Raw genomic sequence first — 14,445 nt, 5'->3', positions numbered from 1 at the left:
GCCGTGGGCGTCTCGACGCAGCGGACCGCGCCCGCCCCCGCGCGGACCTTCCCGGGACCGGACCCCGCCCGCCCGGCCGGGCTCGCGCTCGCCGTGTTCGCCGGGGTGCGCGGCGCCGGGGCGCTGGTGGTCTCCCTGGGGGCCTGGTGGGCCGGGCGCGACCCGGTCAAGGTGCTGGGGGGCTCCTGGGACTCCTTCTGGTACCTGTCCATCGCCGCCGACGGCTACGGCCGCACCCAGATGTGGCCCGCCTCCGACTCCATCCAGAGCGACGCCGCCTTCTTCCCGCTGTACCCGGCCCTGGTGCACCTCTTCGGCGGCGGCCCCGTCGCCGGGCTCGCGGTGGCGTGGACGGCCGCCGCGGTGGCCGCCGTGGGCGTGTACCGGGTCGGGGAGCGGGTGCTCGGGGCGCGGGCCGGGGTGCTGCTCGTCGCGCTGTGGGCCTCGCTGCCGCACGCGGTGGTGCTGGACCTCGGCTACACCGAGCCGCTGCTGTGCGCGCTGGCCGCCTGGGCCCTGTACGCGATGCTGTGCGGGCGCTGGGTGGGGGCGGCCTCCCTGGCGGTGCTCGCGGGGCTGACCCGGCCGACCGGGATCGCCGTGGCCGCCGCCGTGAGCCTGCCGGCCCTGCGGGAGCTGCTGCGGGGCAACCGGGCGCCCGAGGTGTGGGCGGCCGGGCTGCTGGCGCCCGCGGGCTGGGCCGCGTACGTGCTGGCCGTCGGGGCGCGCCGGCACGAGCTGCTCGGCTACTTCACCGTGCAGCGGCAGTGGGGCTCGCGCTTCGACTTCGGCGCGGGCACGGTCTCCGTCGTGGACAAGGTCCTGACCGGCGGGAACGTGACGGTGCCGGTGGCCGTCACGGTGGCCACGCTGGCCGTCGCGGGGCTGTGCGCCGTGCTCCTGCTGCTGGACCGGGCGCCGCTGCCGCTGCTGGTGTACACGGCGGTCCTGCTGGTGATCACCATCGGCGGGGCGGGGTTCTTCGAGTCGAAGCCGCGGTTCCTGCTGCCCGCGTTCCCCCTGCTGCTGCCGCTGGCCGCCGCGACGGCGAAAGCCCGGCCGCGCACGGCGGTCGCGGTGACCGCCGGCATGGCCGGGCTGTCGTTCGGCTACGGGGCGTACCTCCTGCTCGTCGCGAAGGTGCCCCTGTAGCGGGCCGGGGGGCGGGGACGCCTACGCGTCGTCCCCGTCCTCGGAGCCGGAGTCGCCCTCGGCGGAGTCGATCTCCTTCTCCAGGCCGAGCTGCTCCACGAGCCACTTGTCGAACTCGATCGACGCGCGGACCCAGCTGACCGTGGAGGACACGAAGTGCTCCAGGCTGACGCCGGTGCCGATCAGCATCTGCGCCTCGCCGATCAGCCGGACCGAGCCGTCGTCGTGGGTGTGGCTGTAGACCTTGGGCCACAGGGTGCGGCGGTTCCAGTCGTCGATCGACTCGAGCAGCTGCGGCTTGTCGTCGAGGGCGTGGGGGCGGTCGTAGAAGGTCCGGACGGAGAAGACCTGCTGCTCGCCCTCACCGCGGAACATGAAGTACGTGCGGAAGTCCTCCCAGGGCGCCGCGAGGTCGCCCTCGTCGTCGAGGACGTACTTCAGCTCCATCTGCTCCAGGAGCTGCTTGACCAGGTCCTGGTCGGGGACGACGGGGCCCGCCGGTCCTGTCGCCTGCGGTTCGGGCTGCCCCCCGAAGTTCGGAATCGAGGCCGGGTCGATGCTCACCGTGTACTTCCCTTCGTGCGGATACAGCCATCCTCCACCATCGCGCCCACCCCGTGTCCACCCCCGCACCACCGATCCGCTCCGGGCGGACACGGGGGCGCGGCGGTCCTTACCGGTGCGGGGCTACAGGGCCCGGCCGACCAGCAGGTCGTCGCCGGCCACGTCGACCCGTACGGTGTCCCCGTCCCTGACCTCGCCGGACAGGATCTCCTTGGCCAGCCGGTCCCCGACGGCCGTCTGGATCAGGCGGCGCAGCGGGCGGGCGCCGTACGCGGGGTCGTTGCCCTTGTCGGCCAGCCAGGCCAGGGCCTCGGGCGTGACGTCCAGGGCGAGGCGGCGGTCGGCGAGGCGCTTGGCGAGGCGGGCGATCTGCAGCTCGGCGATGTGCGCCAGCTCGTCCCGGGTGAGGGCCGAGAAGACCACGAGGTCGTCGAGGCGGTTGAGGAACTCCGGCTTGAAGCTCGCCCGGACCACCTCCAGGACCCGCGCCTTCTTGTCCTCGGGCGAAATCACCGGGTCCACCAGGAACTGGCTGCCCAGGTTGGAGGTGAGGATCAGGATGGTGTTGCGGAAGTCGACCGTGCGGCCCTGGCCGTCGGTGAGGCGGCCGTCGTCGAGGACCTGGAGCAGGATGTCGAAGACCTCGGGGTGGGCCTTCTCCACCTCGTCCAGCAGGACGACGGAGTACGGGCGGCGCCGGACGGCCTCGGTGAGCTGGCCGCCCTCCTCGTAGCCCACGTATCCGGGCGGGGCGCCGACGAGCCGGGCCACGCTGTGCTTCTCGGAGTACTCCGACATGTCGATGCGGACCATGGCCCGCTCGTCGTCGAAGAGGAAGTCCGCGAGGGCCTTGGCCAGCTCGGTCTTGCCGACGCCGGTGGGGCCCAGGAAGAGGAAGGAGCCGGTCGGCCGGTCCGGGTCGGCGATGCCGGCGCGGGTGCGGCGCACGGCGTCGGCGACGGCCCGCACCGCCTCGGTCTGGCCGATCAGGCGGCGGCCCAGCTCGTCCTCCATGCGCAGGAGCTTCTGGGTCTCGCCCTCCAGGAGCCGGCCGGCCGGGATGCCCGTCCAGGCGCCGACCACGTCCGCGATGTCGTCGGGACCGACCTCGTCCTTGACCATGCTGTCCTTCGACGGGCCGGCCTGGGCCTCCTCCTCGGTGGCCTCGGCCAGCTCGCGCTCCAGGGAGGGGATCTCCCCGTAGAGCAGCTTGGAGGCGGAGTCGAAGTCGCCGTCGCGCTGGGCGCGCTCGGCCTGCCCGCGCAGGTCGTCCAGGCGCTCCTTGAGCTCGCCGACCCGGTTGAGGGACTGCTTCTCCTTCTCCCAGCGGGCGGTGAGCCCGCGCAGCTCCTCCTCCTTGTCGGCGAGGTCCTTGCGGAGCTTGTCCAGGCGCTCGATCGAGGCCGGGTCGGACTCGTTCTTCAGCGCCAGCTCCTCCATGCGCAGCCGGTCGACGGAGCGCTGGAGCTCGTCGATCTCCAGCGGGGACGAGTCGATCTCCATGCGCAGCCGGGAGGCGGCCTCGTCGACGAGGTCGATGGCCTTGTCGGGCAGGAAGCGGGAGGTGATGTAGCGGTCGGAGAGGGTGGCGGCGGCGACGAGGGCGCTGTCGTTGATGACGACCTTGTGGTGGGCCTCGTAGCGGCCCTTGAGGCCGCGCAGGATCGCGATGGTGTCCTCGACGGTGGGCTCGGCGACCAGCACCTGCTGGAATCGGCGCTCCAGCGCCGGGTCCTTCTCGATGCGCTCGCGGTACTCGTCGAGGGTGGTGGCGCCGACCATGCGCAGCTCGCCGCGGGCCAGCATGGGCTTGAGCATGTTGCCCGCGTCCATGGCGGAGTCCCCGCCGGCGCCGGCGCCGACGACGGTGTGCAGCTCGTCGATGAAGGTGATGATCTGGCCGTCGCTCGACTTGATCTCGGCGAGGACGGTCTTGAGGCGCTCCTCGAACTCGCCCCGGTACTTCGCGCCGGCGACCATGGCGCCGAGGTCGAGGGAGACGAGCCGCTTGTTCTTCAGGGACTCGGGTACGTCGCCCTTGACGATGCGCTGGGCGAGGCCCTCGACGACGGCGGTCTTGCCGACGCCGGGCTCGCCGATGAGCACCGGGTTGTTCTTGGTGCGGCGCGAGAGGACCTGCACGACGCGCCGGATCTCGTGGTCGCGGCCGATGACGGGGTCGAGCTTGCCCTCGCGGGCGGCCGCCGTGAAGTCGGTGCCGAACTTCTCCAGGGCCTTGTACTGGCCCTCGGGGTCGGGGGTGGTCACCCGCCGTCCTCCTCGTGCGTTCTCGAAGGCGTCCAGCAGCTTCTTCGCGCTCGCGCCCTGGGCGGAAAGGACCTCACCGGCCGCGCCGCCCTTGGCGGCGATCGCGATGAGGAGGTGTTCGGTGGAGAGGTAGTCGTCGCCGAGGGCCTTCGCCTGGGCGTCGGCCTCGGCGAGCACCGCGAGCAGGTCCCGGCTGGGCTGCGGGGGCGCGACCGTGGAGCCGGTGACGCTGGGCAGGGCGGCGAGCAGCCGTTCCGCGCCGGCGCGGACGGCGGCCTGGTCGGCCTCGGTCGCGGCGAGCAGGTCGGTGATGTTCTCGTTGTCCTCGCCGGCGAGCAGGGCCAGCAGCAGGTGCGCGGGGGTCAGGTCGGCGTGGCCGTCCTTGACGGCCCTGCTGGTGGCCGCGTTCAGGGCGTCGCGGCTCTTGTTGGTCAGCTCGGCGTCCACTCTCGGTTTCTCCTCTCCGGCGGGACTCTCACAACTCTGACTGGTTCAGCGTCTGCAAAGTTGAGTCTATTCCACTCAAGGCCGGATTGGGCCCGGACATATGCTTCGGGCCATGTCTGTTTCGAAGCCGGTCCACGACGTACTCAACCCGACGCCCGACTACCTCGCCTTCTGGCGGGAGCGGCACGTGTGCACCCTGACCACCCCGCGGCCCGACGGCACCCCGCACGTGGTCCCGGTGGGGGTGACGTACGACCCGGAGGCCGGGCTCGCGCGGGTGATCAGCAACAAGCACAGCAAGAAGGTGCGCAACGTCCTGGAGGCACCCGGCGGAGCGGCACGGGTGGCGGTCTGCCAGATGCAGGGCCGGCGCTGGGCGACGCTGGAGGGGCGCGCGGTGGTCCGCGCCGACGAGGCCTCGGTCGCGGAGGCGGTGGCGCGCTACGCGGAGCGGTACGGGCGGACCCCCTCGCCCAACCCCGACCGGGTGGTCCTGGAGATCACACTGGACCGGGCCATGGGGCGCGCCTGAGGAAGACGGCCGGATTCGAGCGGTCCTCGAGCGGGCCCCGAGCGTTTCTCAGCGGATCCTCACCCGGATGTCCTGTTCGGGCACTGGACGCGGACAACACAACGGCGCCATCGTGGTCAGGTCCACGATGGCGCCGTTGTGTGGGGGAAGCACCTGGAGCGATCTGCAACGACGGGGGAATCGCCTCAGGCACTGCGGGGGGTGGCGGTGGTGATATCGGGTTCGAAGAGCTGGTGATCACGCTGATCGAGGTTGACGAAGACCATGCCGTACCGCACTTCGCAGCGGACGGGCTGCGGTGCGCCCCGGGGGCGGCGCAGGCAGCGGTAGGCACGGACGTCCTCGTCCTCCTCGCGCACGATGACGATCGGCTGGCCGAACAGGGTGACCATCAGCGAGTCGCCGGCATAGGGGATCGCCGTGGCGAGATCGATGAACTGCCAGCCGGAGCGGTACGCCGAAGCCATCTCGCGCCGGAAGTCGCGGTCGTCGGGGGTCATCAGGCGGCCGACTTGGGGGTGAAGTTCCAGCCGCTGTCCGGCTCGCCGTTCGTCGTGGCGACCGAGCCACCGTCCTTCGGCGCGGTGTTCCAACCGCTGTCGCCGGAGGCCAGGTTGTTCCAGCCGCTGTCGCTCTCACTCGCCGGTGCGGCGTTCCAACCGCTGTCGGCCCGAGCGCTCCCCGCATCGCCATGGACGGCGCTGACTGCCCCAAAGACCGCAACAGCGGAGAAAACAACGGCAAGCGCCGAGCGAAGCATTCTCTTGTACATGGTCGGCTTCGTCCTCACTTGATGGAATCCTCTCCCCCGCACGTCAGACCATGGCTCATTCAGGCACGTTACGGCCACAGGGACGATGCATCATGTTCTTGCATGTTCAGGACCCTGGGGGGTGGAGATTTGCCCATAACAGACACAAACCCGACACATCCCCACCCCGTCACATCGATGTGCGACGAAGGTGCACGACTCTACGCAGCGGCGCTCAGCACGGGCCGCGTGCCTCGGAGCGAAGTGGCAAACGCCCCCTGCCTGCTCGAATTCGCACTCCTGCGACCCGATCCGGATGACGCGAACCAGCTCCGCGCAGTTCCACCCTCGGTGGCACTCGCACAGCGGCTGCAGCCGCTGGAGCGCGAGATCCAGGAGCGGCGGCGCAACGCCATCGACCTCACCGATGCATTCGAGCCGTTCTTGACCATCAGCGCACAGAACCCCGCCAACACCCACGCCATCACGGTGCTGGAGGGGTTCGACCAGATCAACGCCGCCCTCGACCTGGCCACGGCCGAGTGCCACACGGAGATGCTGACGGTCCAGCCGGGCGGCGCGCGGCCGTCCTCCGCCCTCAGCGAGGCCCTGGAGCGCGACGCCCCGCTGATCGACCGCGGCGTCAGCATCCGCACGCTCTACCAGCACACGGCCCGGCACAGCCAGGGCACGCTCGCCTACGTGGACCGGATCTCCGCGGGCAAGGTGGAGATCCGCACCCTCGAAGAGCTCATCGAGCGGCTCATAGTGTTCGACCGGACCGTCGCCTTCATCCCCGCCAGCGACGACCGGCGCGTGGCGCTGGAGCTGCGCCACCCCGGACTGGTGGCCTACCTCATCAAGGTGTTCGAGCAGCTGTGGCGCAGGGCCGTGCCGCTGACCGACGAGGTCACCTACACCCACAGCCCCGACGGCATCTCCGGCGTACAGCGCTCCATCGCCCAGCTCCTCATCGAGGGGCACGTGGACGAGGCCATCGCCCGCCGGCTGGGCATGAACGTACGCACCTGCCGCGCGCACATCGCCAAGCTGGCCACCGCCCTCGGCAGCGGCAGCAGGGCCCAGCTGGGCTACCTCATCGCCCAGTCCGGCATCCTGCACAGCGGGAGCGACGGGGAGGCGGCCACGGGCTGCCAGGGGCCCGCTGAGGGGCTCGCCGCGCCCCGCTGAGGAAATCCCCCGTGGGATATGCCGAAGGCCCCGCCGGGCCCCCGCGAGGGGGCCGGACGGGGCCTTCGGACGTACGGCCGGGCCCCGCCGGGCCCCCGCGAGGGGGCCGGACGGGGCCTTCGGACGTACGGCCGGCCGGTGCGTCAGTCCATCGGGCGCTTGGGGCGCCAGACGACCAGGGCGCTGCCCGGCTGCGGCGACTGGTACGGGACCAGGTCGCGGCGGTACGAGGCGTGCACCGCGGCCTCGCGGGCCTGGAGGGCGGCGGCCGCCCCGTCCACCGCGGCGGACAGCTCGGCGACGCGCTGCTGGAGCGCGGCCACCTGGTTCTCCAGTTCGATGATCCGCTTGATGCCCGCCAGGTTGATGCCCTCGTCCTGGGACAGCTGCTGCACGGTGCGCAGCAGCTCGATGTCCCGGGCCGAGTAGCGCCGGCCGCGCCCGGCCGTGCGGTCCGGGGAGACCAGGCCGAGGCGGTCGTACTGGCGGAGGGTCTGCGGGTGCAGTCCCGAGAGCTGGGCGGCCACCGAGATCACGTAGACCGGGGTCTCGTCGGTCAACTGGTACGCCCCGTCACCGAAACGGGTCTGTCGCCGGCGGCCTTCCATGTCAAGCTCCCTTCGCGGACTCGAACAGCAGAGCGCGCGGGTCCTCGGACCCGGTGGCGTCCCGGTACATCTCCAGGGCCTCGCGGGCCTTGTCGGACAGTTCCGCCGGTACCGCGACCTCGACCGTGACGAGCAGGTCGCCGCGGGTGCCGTCCTTGCGGACCGCACCCTTGCCGCGGGCCCGCATCGTACGGCCCGTCGGGGTGCCCGGGGGCAGCTTCAGCGTGACCGGCGGGCCGCCCAGGGTCGGGACCTTGATCTCGGCGCCCAGGGCCGCCTCCGTGAACGTGACGGGCACGGTCACCGTGAGGTTGTCGCCCTTGCGGCCGAACACCGGGTGCGTCCCGACGTGCACGACGACGTAGAGGTCGCCCGCCGGGCCGCCGCGCTCGCCCGGGGCGCCCTTGCCGCGCAGCCGGATCCGCTGGCCGTCGGAGACGCCCGCCGGGATCCGGACCTGCATGGTCCGGGAGGACTTGGCGCGCCCGCTGCCCTTGCAGACCTCGCAGGGGTTCTCCGCGATCAGCCCGCGGCCCTTGCAGTCCGCGCAGGGGTCGGTCAGCGAGAAGCCGCCGCCGCTGCCGCGGGAGACCTGTCCGGTGCCGACGCAGGTCGGGCACACCCGGGGGGTGCCGTTCTTGTCGCCGGTGCCCGAGCATGCCTTGCAGGGGGACTGCGAGGACATCCGCAGCGGGACCGTCGCCCCGTCCACGGCCTCCGTGAAGGAGAGCGTGACCTCGGACTCGATGTCCTGGCCGCGGCGCGGCTGGGTGCGGGTGCCCGCACCGGCGCCGGCGCCGCGGTTGAACAGGCCGCCGAAGACGTCGCCCAGGCCACCGCCGAAGCCGCCCTGGCCGCCGCCGCCCTGGGCGCCCCCGAAGAGGTCGCCCAGGTCGAAGTTGAACGAGCCGCCCCCGCCCGGACCGGGGCGGAAGCCCCCGTTGCCGAACAGGGCGCGGGCCTCGTCGTACTCCTTGCGCTTCTTGGCGTCGCCGAGGATGTCGTTCGCCTCGGAGATCTCCTTGAAGCGCTCCTCGGCCGAGGCGTCGCCCTTGTTGGCGTCCGGGTGGAACTCGCGGGCGAGCTTCCGGTACGCCTTCTTGATCTCGGCCTCGGTGGCGTCCTTCGGGACACCGAGGACCTTGTAGTAGTCCTTCTCGACGAAGTCCTTCGTGCTCATCCCCGGTGACCCTCCTCCCGGATTCCTACATGGTGTGCGTCAGCCCTTGTCGGGGGCATCCGTGTCCTTGTCGGACGGCGTGTCGCCGTCGGCGGACTCGGACTTCCCCGCGGGGGCCGCGCCCGGCTGGGGCTCGGCCACCGCGACCCGCGCGGGGCGGATCGTGCGCTCGCCGATCCGGTACCCCGGCTGCAGGATCGCCACGCAGGTCGTCTCGGTGACGTCCGGCGCGTACGAGTGCATCAGGGCCTCGTGGATCGTCGGGTCGAAGGGCTCGCCCTCCTTGCCGAACTGCTGCAGCCCCATCTTGGCGGCGGCCGTCTCCAGCGACTCGGCGACGGACTTGAAACCGCCCACCACCTCGCCGTGCTCCCGGGCCCGGCCGATGTCGTCCAGGGTCGGGAGGAGCTCCGACAGCAGGTTCGCGACCGCGATCTCCTTGACGGCGACCCGGTCCCGCTCCACGCGGCGGCGGTAGTTCTGGTACTCGGCCTGGAGCCTCTGGAGGTCCGCGGTGCGCTCGCTGAGCGCGGTACGGGCCTGGTCCAGCTGCGCCAGGAGGGCAACATCCTGAGCTGCGTCCCCGGCCGGGGCCGCCTCCTTCTCCTCGGAGGAGTCGGCGGCCTTCGGCTCGGCGTCGTCCGCGCCGGTGGGGACTTCGGGCTTCTCGTCGAAGCCCGGGGTCTCCTCCGACATCAGGCCTGGCCGCCCTTCGGCTTGTCCTCGTCGACGATCTCGGCGTCGACCACGTCGTCATCGGCCTTGGCCTGGCCCGCGTCACCGGCACCGCCGGCGGCCTGGGCGGCCTGCGCGTCGGCGTAGATGGCCTGGCCCAGCTTCTGGCTGACCGCGGCGAGCTTCTCGGTGGCGGTGCGGATCTCGGCGGTGTCGTCGCCCTTGAGCTTGTCCTTCAGCTCGGTGACGGCCGTCTCGACCTCGGTCTTGACCTCGGCCGGGACCTTCTCCGCGTTGTCCGCGAGGAACTTCTCCGTCTGGTAGACGAGCTGCTCGCCCTGGTTGCGGGACTCGGCGGCCTCGCGGCGGCGGTGGTCCTCCTCCGCGTACTGCTCGGCCTCCTGGCGCATGCGGTCGACCTCGTCCTTGCCGAGCGAAGAGCCGCCGGTGACGGTCATCTTCTGCTCCTTGCCCGTGCCGAGGTCCTTGGCCGTGACGTGCATGATGCCGTTGGCGTCGATGTCGAAGGAGACCTCGATCTGCGGGACGCCGCGCGGGGCCGGCGGCAGGCCCGTCAGCTCGAACATGCCGAGCTTCTTGTTGTACGCCGCGATCTCGCGCTCGCCCTGGTAGACCTGGATCTGCACGGACGGCTGGTTGTCCTCGGCCGTCGTGAAGATCTCCGACCGCTTGGTCGGGATGGTCGTGTTGCGCTCGATGAGCTTGGTCATGATGCCGCCCTTGGTCTCGATGCCGAGGGACAGCGGGGTCACGTCGAGGAGCAGGACGTCCTTGACCTCACCCTTGAGGACACCGGCCTGGAGGGTGGCGCCGATGGCGACGACCTCGTCCGGGTTGACGCCCTTGTTGGCGTCCTGACCGCCGGTGAGCTCCTTGACGAGCTCGGCGACGGCCGGCATGCGGGTGGAGCCGCCGACCAGGACCACGTGGTCGATCTCGGACAGGCTGATGCCGGCGTCCTTGATGACGTTGTGGAACGGGGTCTTGCAGCGGTCGAGCAGGTCCGCGGTGAGCTGCTGGAACTGCGAGCGCGTGAGCTTCTCGTCCAGGTGCAGCGGGCCCTCGGCGGAGGCCGTGATGTACGGCAGGTTGATGGTCGTCTCGGTGGACGACGACAGCTCGATCTTCGCCTTCTCGGCGGCCTCGCGCAGACGCTGGAGCGCCATCTTGTCCTTGGACAGGTCGACGCCGTGGCCGTTGGCGAACTGCTTCACCAGGTAGTCGACGACGCGCTGGTCCCAGTCGTCGCCACCGAGGTGGTTGTCACCGTTGGTGGCCTTGACCTCGACGACACCGTCACCGATCTCGAGGAGGGACACATCGAAGGTGCCGCCGCCGAGGTCGAAGACGAGAATGGTCTGGTCGTCCTTGTCGAGACCGTAGGCCAGGGCGGCGGCCGTCGGCTCGTTGACGATGCGCAGGACGTTGAGGCCCGCGATCTCGCCGGCCTCCTTCGTCGCCTGGCGCTCGGAGTCGTTGAAGTAGGCCGGGACGGTGATGACCGCGTCCGTGACCTTCTCGCCCAGGTACGCCTCGGCGTCGCGCTTCAGCTTCTGCAGGATGAAGGCGCTCATCTGCTGCGGGTTGAAGTCCTTGCCATCCAGGTTGATCTTCCAGTCAGTGCCCATGTGGCGCTTGACGGAGCGGATGGTCCGGTCAACGTTCGTGACCGCCTGGCGCTTGGCCACCTCGCCGACGAGGACCTCGCCGTTCTTGGCGAAGGCGACGACGGACGGCGTGGTCCTGGCACCCTCGGCGTTGGTGATGACGGTGGGCTCGCCGCCTTCGAGAACGCTGACGACGGAGTTAGTGGTGCCCAGGTCGATGCCGACCGCACGTGCCATTTCGATTCCTCCAGCTGACTTGAGTGGAACAGACTCAAGGATGCCCGAACGCTGCGCCGGCGTCAACAGAGGTGAGCCGGGTTGGCTCAACCTTTAGGTGTTGCTTAGGCTCAGGGTGGCTTGACCGGGGTCGGGGGCGGAGCCCCAGACCCCGGCGCGGCACCCGAACGGGTTCCCAGGACGGCCGGAGCCGCGCGGCGCGCCCGCCGGGCGGACGGGGTTCCGGCAGCGTGCCCGGCATGCACCTGCACCTCACCCCACCCGCCCGGCCGGACTGGCTACGGGTGCCCAGCCTCCGGATCCGGCTGCGATGGCCGGCCAGGCCCCCGGCCAAGCGGGTCTGCGACCTGATCGGCGCGGTCCCCCTGGCCCTCCTCTGCGCGGCCCCCCTCCTCCTGGCGGCCGCCGCCCTGTACGGGGCCACCCGCGCCGACGTCCTCGTACGGGAGCCCGCGCTCGGCCTGGGCGGCCGCCCCTTCCGCACCTGGCGGCTGCGCACCGAGGGGGCCGGCCGCCCCGGGACCTGGGTACGGCGGTGCGCCCTGGACGGGCTGCCCCAGCTGCTGAACGTGCTGCGGGGCGAGATGTCGCTGGTCGGGCCGCGCCCCGAGCCCCGTACGGACCACCCCGAACGCCTGCTCGTACGCCCCGGAATGACCGGATTGTGGCAGGTCAGCGCCCGCTCCGACCTCCCCTGGGAGGAGATGCCCCTGCTGGACCGGCACTATGTGGAGAGCCACTGGCTGGGGATGGACCTCGCGATCCTCGCGAAGACCCCTCGGGTCGCCTACGAACGGAGGCGCGCCTGAGCGACACAGATCACCGCCCACTCACCTACAGTGCGGCGCGGGAAATGGGTAACCTCAAGCCTTGACTCAATAAGTTACCGCTTAGTAAGTCCCCGCCCGAGGAGCCCCTCCATGCAACTCGCCGCGATCATCGTGTCGCTGGTCCTGACCGTGGTCGGCGTCGCGCTGATCGCCCGAGCCGTGGCGCAGATCTACCGCTTCGTGAAGATCGGCCAACCCGTCCCCGCGGGCAGCCGCACCGACGATCCGGCCGCCCGGAGCGTCACCCTGGCCAAGGAGTTCGTCGGCCACACCCGTATGAACCGCTGGGGCGTCGTCGGCGTCGCGCACTGGTTCGTCGCGGTCGGCTTCCTCACCCTCGGCCTGACGATCGTCACCGCCTACGGCCAGCTGTTCAAGGCCGACTGGGTGCTGCCGGTGCTGGGCGGCTTCCTGCCGTACGAGCTCTACACCGAGTTCATCGCGCTGGGGACGACGCTCGGCATCGTCGTCCTGATCGCGATCCGGCTGCTGAACCTGCCCTCGAGGGCCGGTCGCAAGTCGCGCTTCGCCGGCTCGAAGGCATGGCAGGCGTACTTCGTCGAGTACGTCATCCTCGTCATCGGCATCTGCATCATGTCCCTGCGCGGTCTCGAAGGCGCCATCCACCACGTGGAGGGCTACGAGGCGTCGTACTGGGCCTCGTACCCGCTGGTGCTGGCCTTCAAGGGGCTGAGCCTGGGCACGCTCCAGAACCTCGTGTACTTCTTCGCGATGGTCAAGCTCGGCGTGACCATGACGTGGGCGATCACCATCAGCCTCAACACCAACATGGGTGTGGCCTGGCACCGCTTCCTCGCGTTCCCGAACATCTGGTTCAAGCGCAACGCGGACGGCGCGACCGCGCTCGGCGCCCTGCAGCCGATGACCAGCGGCGGCAAGGAGATCGACTTCGAGGACCCGGGCGAGGACGACGTCTTCGGCGTCTCCCAGGTCGAGCAGTTCTCCTGGAAGGGCATCCTCGACTTCTCCACCTGCACCGAGTGCGGCCGCTGCCAGTCGCAGTGCCCCGCCTGGAACACCGGCAAGCCCCTCTCCCCCAAGCTCCTGATCATGTCGCTGCGCGACCACGCGCACGCCAAGGCCCCGTACCTGCTCGCGGGCGGCGGCAAGACCATGGAGGGCGAGGAGAAGGCCACCGCCGAGCAGCTCGCCGACGTCCCCGCCGCCGCGCTCGCCGAGGCCGAGCGCCCGCTCATCGGCACCGTCGAGGAGAACGGCGTCATCGACCCCGACGTGCTGTGGTCCTGCACCACCTGCGGCGCGTGCGTGGAGCAGTGCCCCGTCGACATCGAGCACATCGACCACATCGTCGACATGCGCCGCTACCAGGTCATGATCGAGTCCGCGTTCCCGTCCGAGGCGGGCACGATGCTCAAGAACCTGGAGAAGAAGGGCAACCCCTGGGGCCTCGCCAAGAAGCAGCGGGTCGAGTGGACCAAGGAGGTCGACTTCGAGGTCCCGATCATCGGCAAGGACGCCGAGGACCTCACCGAGTTCGACTACCTGTACTGGGTCGGCTGCGCGGGCGCCCTGGAGGACCGCGCGAAGAAGACGACGAAGGCCTTCGCCGAGCTGCTGAACATCGCGGGCGTGAAGTTCGCGATCATGGGCGGCGAGGAGAAGTGCACCGGTGACTCCCCGCGCCGCCTGGGCAACGAGCCGCTGTTCCAGCAGCTGGGCCAGGAGAACGTCGCGATGCTGAACATGGCGTTCGGCGAGGACGACGAGGACGCGTCGACGAAGAAGCCGAAGTCGGCGAAGCGGATCGTCTCGACCTGCCCGCACTGCTTCAACACCATCGCCAACGAGTACCCGCAGCTGGGCGGCGAGTACGAGGTCATCCACCACACCCAGCTGCTCCAGCACCTCATCGACGAGGGCCGGCTGACGCCGGTCACCCCGGTCGAGGGCCTGATCACGTACCACGACCCCTGCTACCTGGGCCGACACAACAAGGTCTACACGCCGCCGCGCGAGATCATGTCCGCCGTCCCGGGCCTGCGCCAGCAGGAGATGCACCGCCACAAGGAACGCGGCTTCTGCTGCGGCGCCGGCGGTGCGCGGATGTGGATGGAGGAGCGGATCGGCAAGCGCATCAACAACGAGCGCGTGGACGAGGCCCTGTCCCTCAACCCGGACATCGTCTCCACCGCCTGCCCGTTCTGCCTGGTCATGCTGACCGACTCGGTCAACGGCAAGAAGAACGACGGCCAGGCCAAGGAATCCGTCCAGGTCGTCGACGTCGCCCAGCTCCTGCTGGAATCGGTGAAGGCCCCGGAACCGACGGAGGAGGAACTGGCCGCAGCGGCCGCAGCCGCCGAGGCGGAAGCGAAGGCCGCCGCCGAGGCGGAAGCCAAGGCC

At 70.7% G+C, this 14,445-nt stretch carries 12 protein-coding genes and 1 pseudogene; 5 read left to right on the top strand and 8 right to left on the bottom strand.

Features of this window, described 5'->3' with window-relative positions; all coding sequences use genetic code 11:
• Window positions 1–3 precede the first annotated feature (3 nt).
• The gene (locus ACFY0O_RS05265) at window positions 4–1,152 is read left to right on the top strand and encodes a hypothetical protein (RefSeq protein WP_388943006.1); all 1,149 of its coding nucleotides are present in this window, start codon (window positions 4–6) and stop codon (window positions 1,150–1,152) included.
• Between the two features lie 21 nt (window positions 1,153–1,173).
• Here ACFY0O_RS05265 and ACFY0O_RS05260 read toward each other — a convergent pair whose 3' ends face one another.
• Window positions 1,174–1,716, bottom strand: coding sequence for a YbjN domain-containing protein (locus tag ACFY0O_RS05260; protein WP_388943004.1), 543 nt, complete (start codon window positions 1,714–1,716; stop codon window positions 1,174–1,176).
• 123 nt (window positions 1,717–1,839) lie between these two features.
• On the bottom strand, window positions 1,840–4,431 hold the full coding sequence (clpB, locus tag ACFY0O_RS05255; RefSeq protein WP_388943001.1) for an ATP-dependent chaperone ClpB: 2,592 nt from the start codon (window positions 4,429–4,431) through the stop codon (window positions 1,840–1,842).
• A 112-nt stretch (window positions 4,432–4,543) separates the two neighbouring features.
• On the opposite strand from clpB, the gene ACFY0O_RS05250 reads away from it, so the two are divergent.
• Complete coding sequence (locus ACFY0O_RS05250; RefSeq protein WP_388942999.1) at window positions 4,544–4,963, top strand: pyridoxamine 5'-phosphate oxidase family protein; 420 nt, start codon at window positions 4,544–4,546, stop codon at window positions 4,961–4,963.
• A 185-nt stretch (window positions 4,964–5,148) separates the two neighbouring features.
• On the opposite strand, the gene ACFY0O_RS05245 is transcribed toward ACFY0O_RS05250, so the two are convergent.
• Together ACFY0O_RS05245 and ACFY0O_RS05240 are read right to left on the bottom strand one after the other, a co-directional pair.
• Complete coding sequence (locus ACFY0O_RS05245; protein WP_042820115.1) at window positions 5,149–5,463, bottom strand: (2Fe-2S)-binding protein; 315 nt, start codon at window positions 5,461–5,463, stop codon at window positions 5,149–5,151.
• Window positions 5,463–5,735 carry a hypothetical protein gene (locus tag ACFY0O_RS05240; protein ID WP_388942996.1) on the bottom strand — a complete coding sequence of 91 codons (273 nt, stop codon included), beginning with the start codon at window positions 5,733–5,735 and terminating at the stop codon, window positions 5,463–5,465. The genes ACFY0O_RS05245 and ACFY0O_RS05240 overlap by 1 nt, the downstream gene beginning before the upstream one ends.
• Window positions 5,736–5,837: 102 nt before the next feature.
• Between ACFY0O_RS05240 and ACFY0O_RS05235 the strand changes: the two genes are divergently transcribed.
• Window positions 5,838–6,905, top strand: a complete 1,068-nt coding sequence (locus ACFY0O_RS05235; protein ID WP_388942994.1) for a helix-turn-helix transcriptional regulator — start codon at window positions 5,838–5,840, stop codon at window positions 6,903–6,905.
• Between the two features lie 143 nt (window positions 6,906–7,048).
• On the opposite strand, the gene ACFY0O_RS05230 is transcribed toward ACFY0O_RS05235, so the two are convergent.
• From ACFY0O_RS05230 to dnaK, 4 genes are read right to left on the bottom strand one after another with little or no spacing between them, the layout of a single operon-like run.
• Window positions 7,049–7,513 (bottom strand): heat shock protein transcriptional repressor HspR, encoded by a 465-nt coding sequence (locus tag ACFY0O_RS05230; RefSeq protein WP_388942991.1) that lies wholly within the window; start codon window positions 7,511–7,513, stop codon window positions 7,049–7,051.
• 1 nt (window position 7,514) lies between these two features.
• On the bottom strand, window positions 7,515–8,693 hold the full coding sequence (gene dnaJ, locus ACFY0O_RS05225; RefSeq protein WP_388942988.1) for a molecular chaperone DnaJ: 1,179 nt from the start codon (window positions 8,691–8,693) through the stop codon (window positions 7,515–7,517).
• A gap of 39 nt (window positions 8,694–8,732) precedes the next feature.
• Window positions 8,733–9,389, bottom strand: a complete 657-nt coding sequence (gene grpE / locus ACFY0O_RS05220) for a nucleotide exchange factor GrpE (protein ID WP_388942985.1) — start codon at window positions 9,387–9,389, stop codon at window positions 8,733–8,735.
• Window positions 9,389–11,233: a molecular chaperone DnaK gene (gene dnaK / locus ACFY0O_RS05215; protein WP_358897967.1), complete on the bottom strand. Its 1,845-nt coding sequence runs from the start codon at window positions 11,231–11,233 to the stop codon at window positions 9,389–9,391. The genes grpE and dnaK overlap by 1 nt, the downstream gene beginning before the upstream one ends.
• A gap of 239 nt (window positions 11,234–11,472) precedes the next feature.
• Here dnaK and ACFY0O_RS05210 point away from each other — a divergent pair, with 239 nt between their 5' ends.
• Together ACFY0O_RS05210 and ACFY0O_RS05205 are read left to right on the top strand one after the other, a co-directional pair.
• Window positions 11,473–12,042, top strand: a complete 570-nt coding sequence (locus ACFY0O_RS05210; RefSeq protein WP_388942982.1) for a sugar transferase — start codon at window positions 11,473–11,475, stop codon at window positions 12,040–12,042.
• A 111-nt stretch (window positions 12,043–12,153) separates the two neighbouring features.
• A pseudogene (locus ACFY0O_RS05205) lies at window positions 12,154–14,370 on the top strand ((Fe-S)-binding protein); the annotation flags it as partial.
• Window positions 14,371–14,445: the final 75 nt, after the last annotated feature.

Origin of the sequence: Streptomyces sp. NPDC001594 (assembly GCF_042893675.1) — a bacterium.
Classification (GTDB): domain Bacteria; phylum Actinomycetota; class Actinomycetes; order Streptomycetales; family Streptomycetaceae; genus Streptomyces.
The sequence above is the reverse complement of the archived record's forward strand: the minus strand, read 5'-3'. Positions and strand labels throughout refer to the sequence as shown.

Excerpts from the sequence above, each read along its gene's own strand:
- grpE (WP_388942985.1), bottom strand. The coding sequence starts at position 9,389 with ATGTCGGAGGAGACCCCGGGCTTCGACGAGAAGCCCGAAGTCCCCACC.
- ACFY0O_RS05210 (WP_388942982.1), top strand. The coding sequence starts at position 11,473 with ATGCACCTGCACCTCACCCCACCCGCCCGGCCGGACTGGCTACGGGTG.
- ACFY0O_RS05250 (WP_388942999.1), top strand. The coding sequence starts at position 4,544 with ATGTCTGTTTCGAAGCCGGTCCACGACGTACTCAACCCGACGCCCGAC.
- ACFY0O_RS05235 (WP_388942994.1), top strand. The coding sequence starts at position 5,838 with ATGTTCAGGACCCTGGGGGGTGGAGATTTGCCCATAACAGACACAAAC.
- dnaK (WP_358897967.1), bottom strand. The coding sequence starts at position 11,233 with ATGGCACGTGCGGTCGGCATCGACCTGGGCACCACTAACTCCGTCGTC.
- ACFY0O_RS05240 (WP_388942996.1), bottom strand. The coding sequence starts at position 5,735 with ATGTACAAGAGAATGCTTCGCTCGGCGCTTGCCGTTGTTTTCTCCGCT.
- dnaJ (WP_388942988.1), bottom strand. The coding sequence starts at position 8,693 with ATGAGCACGAAGGACTTCGTCGAGAAGGACTACTACAAGGTCCTCGGT.
- ACFY0O_RS05230 (WP_388942991.1), bottom strand. The coding sequence starts at position 7,513 with ATGGAAGGCCGCCGGCGACAGACCCGTTTCGGTGACGGGGCGTACCAG.
- ACFY0O_RS05245 (WP_042820115.1), bottom strand. The coding sequence starts at position 5,463 with ATGACCCCCGACGACCGCGACTTCCGGCGCGAGATGGCTTCGGCGTAC.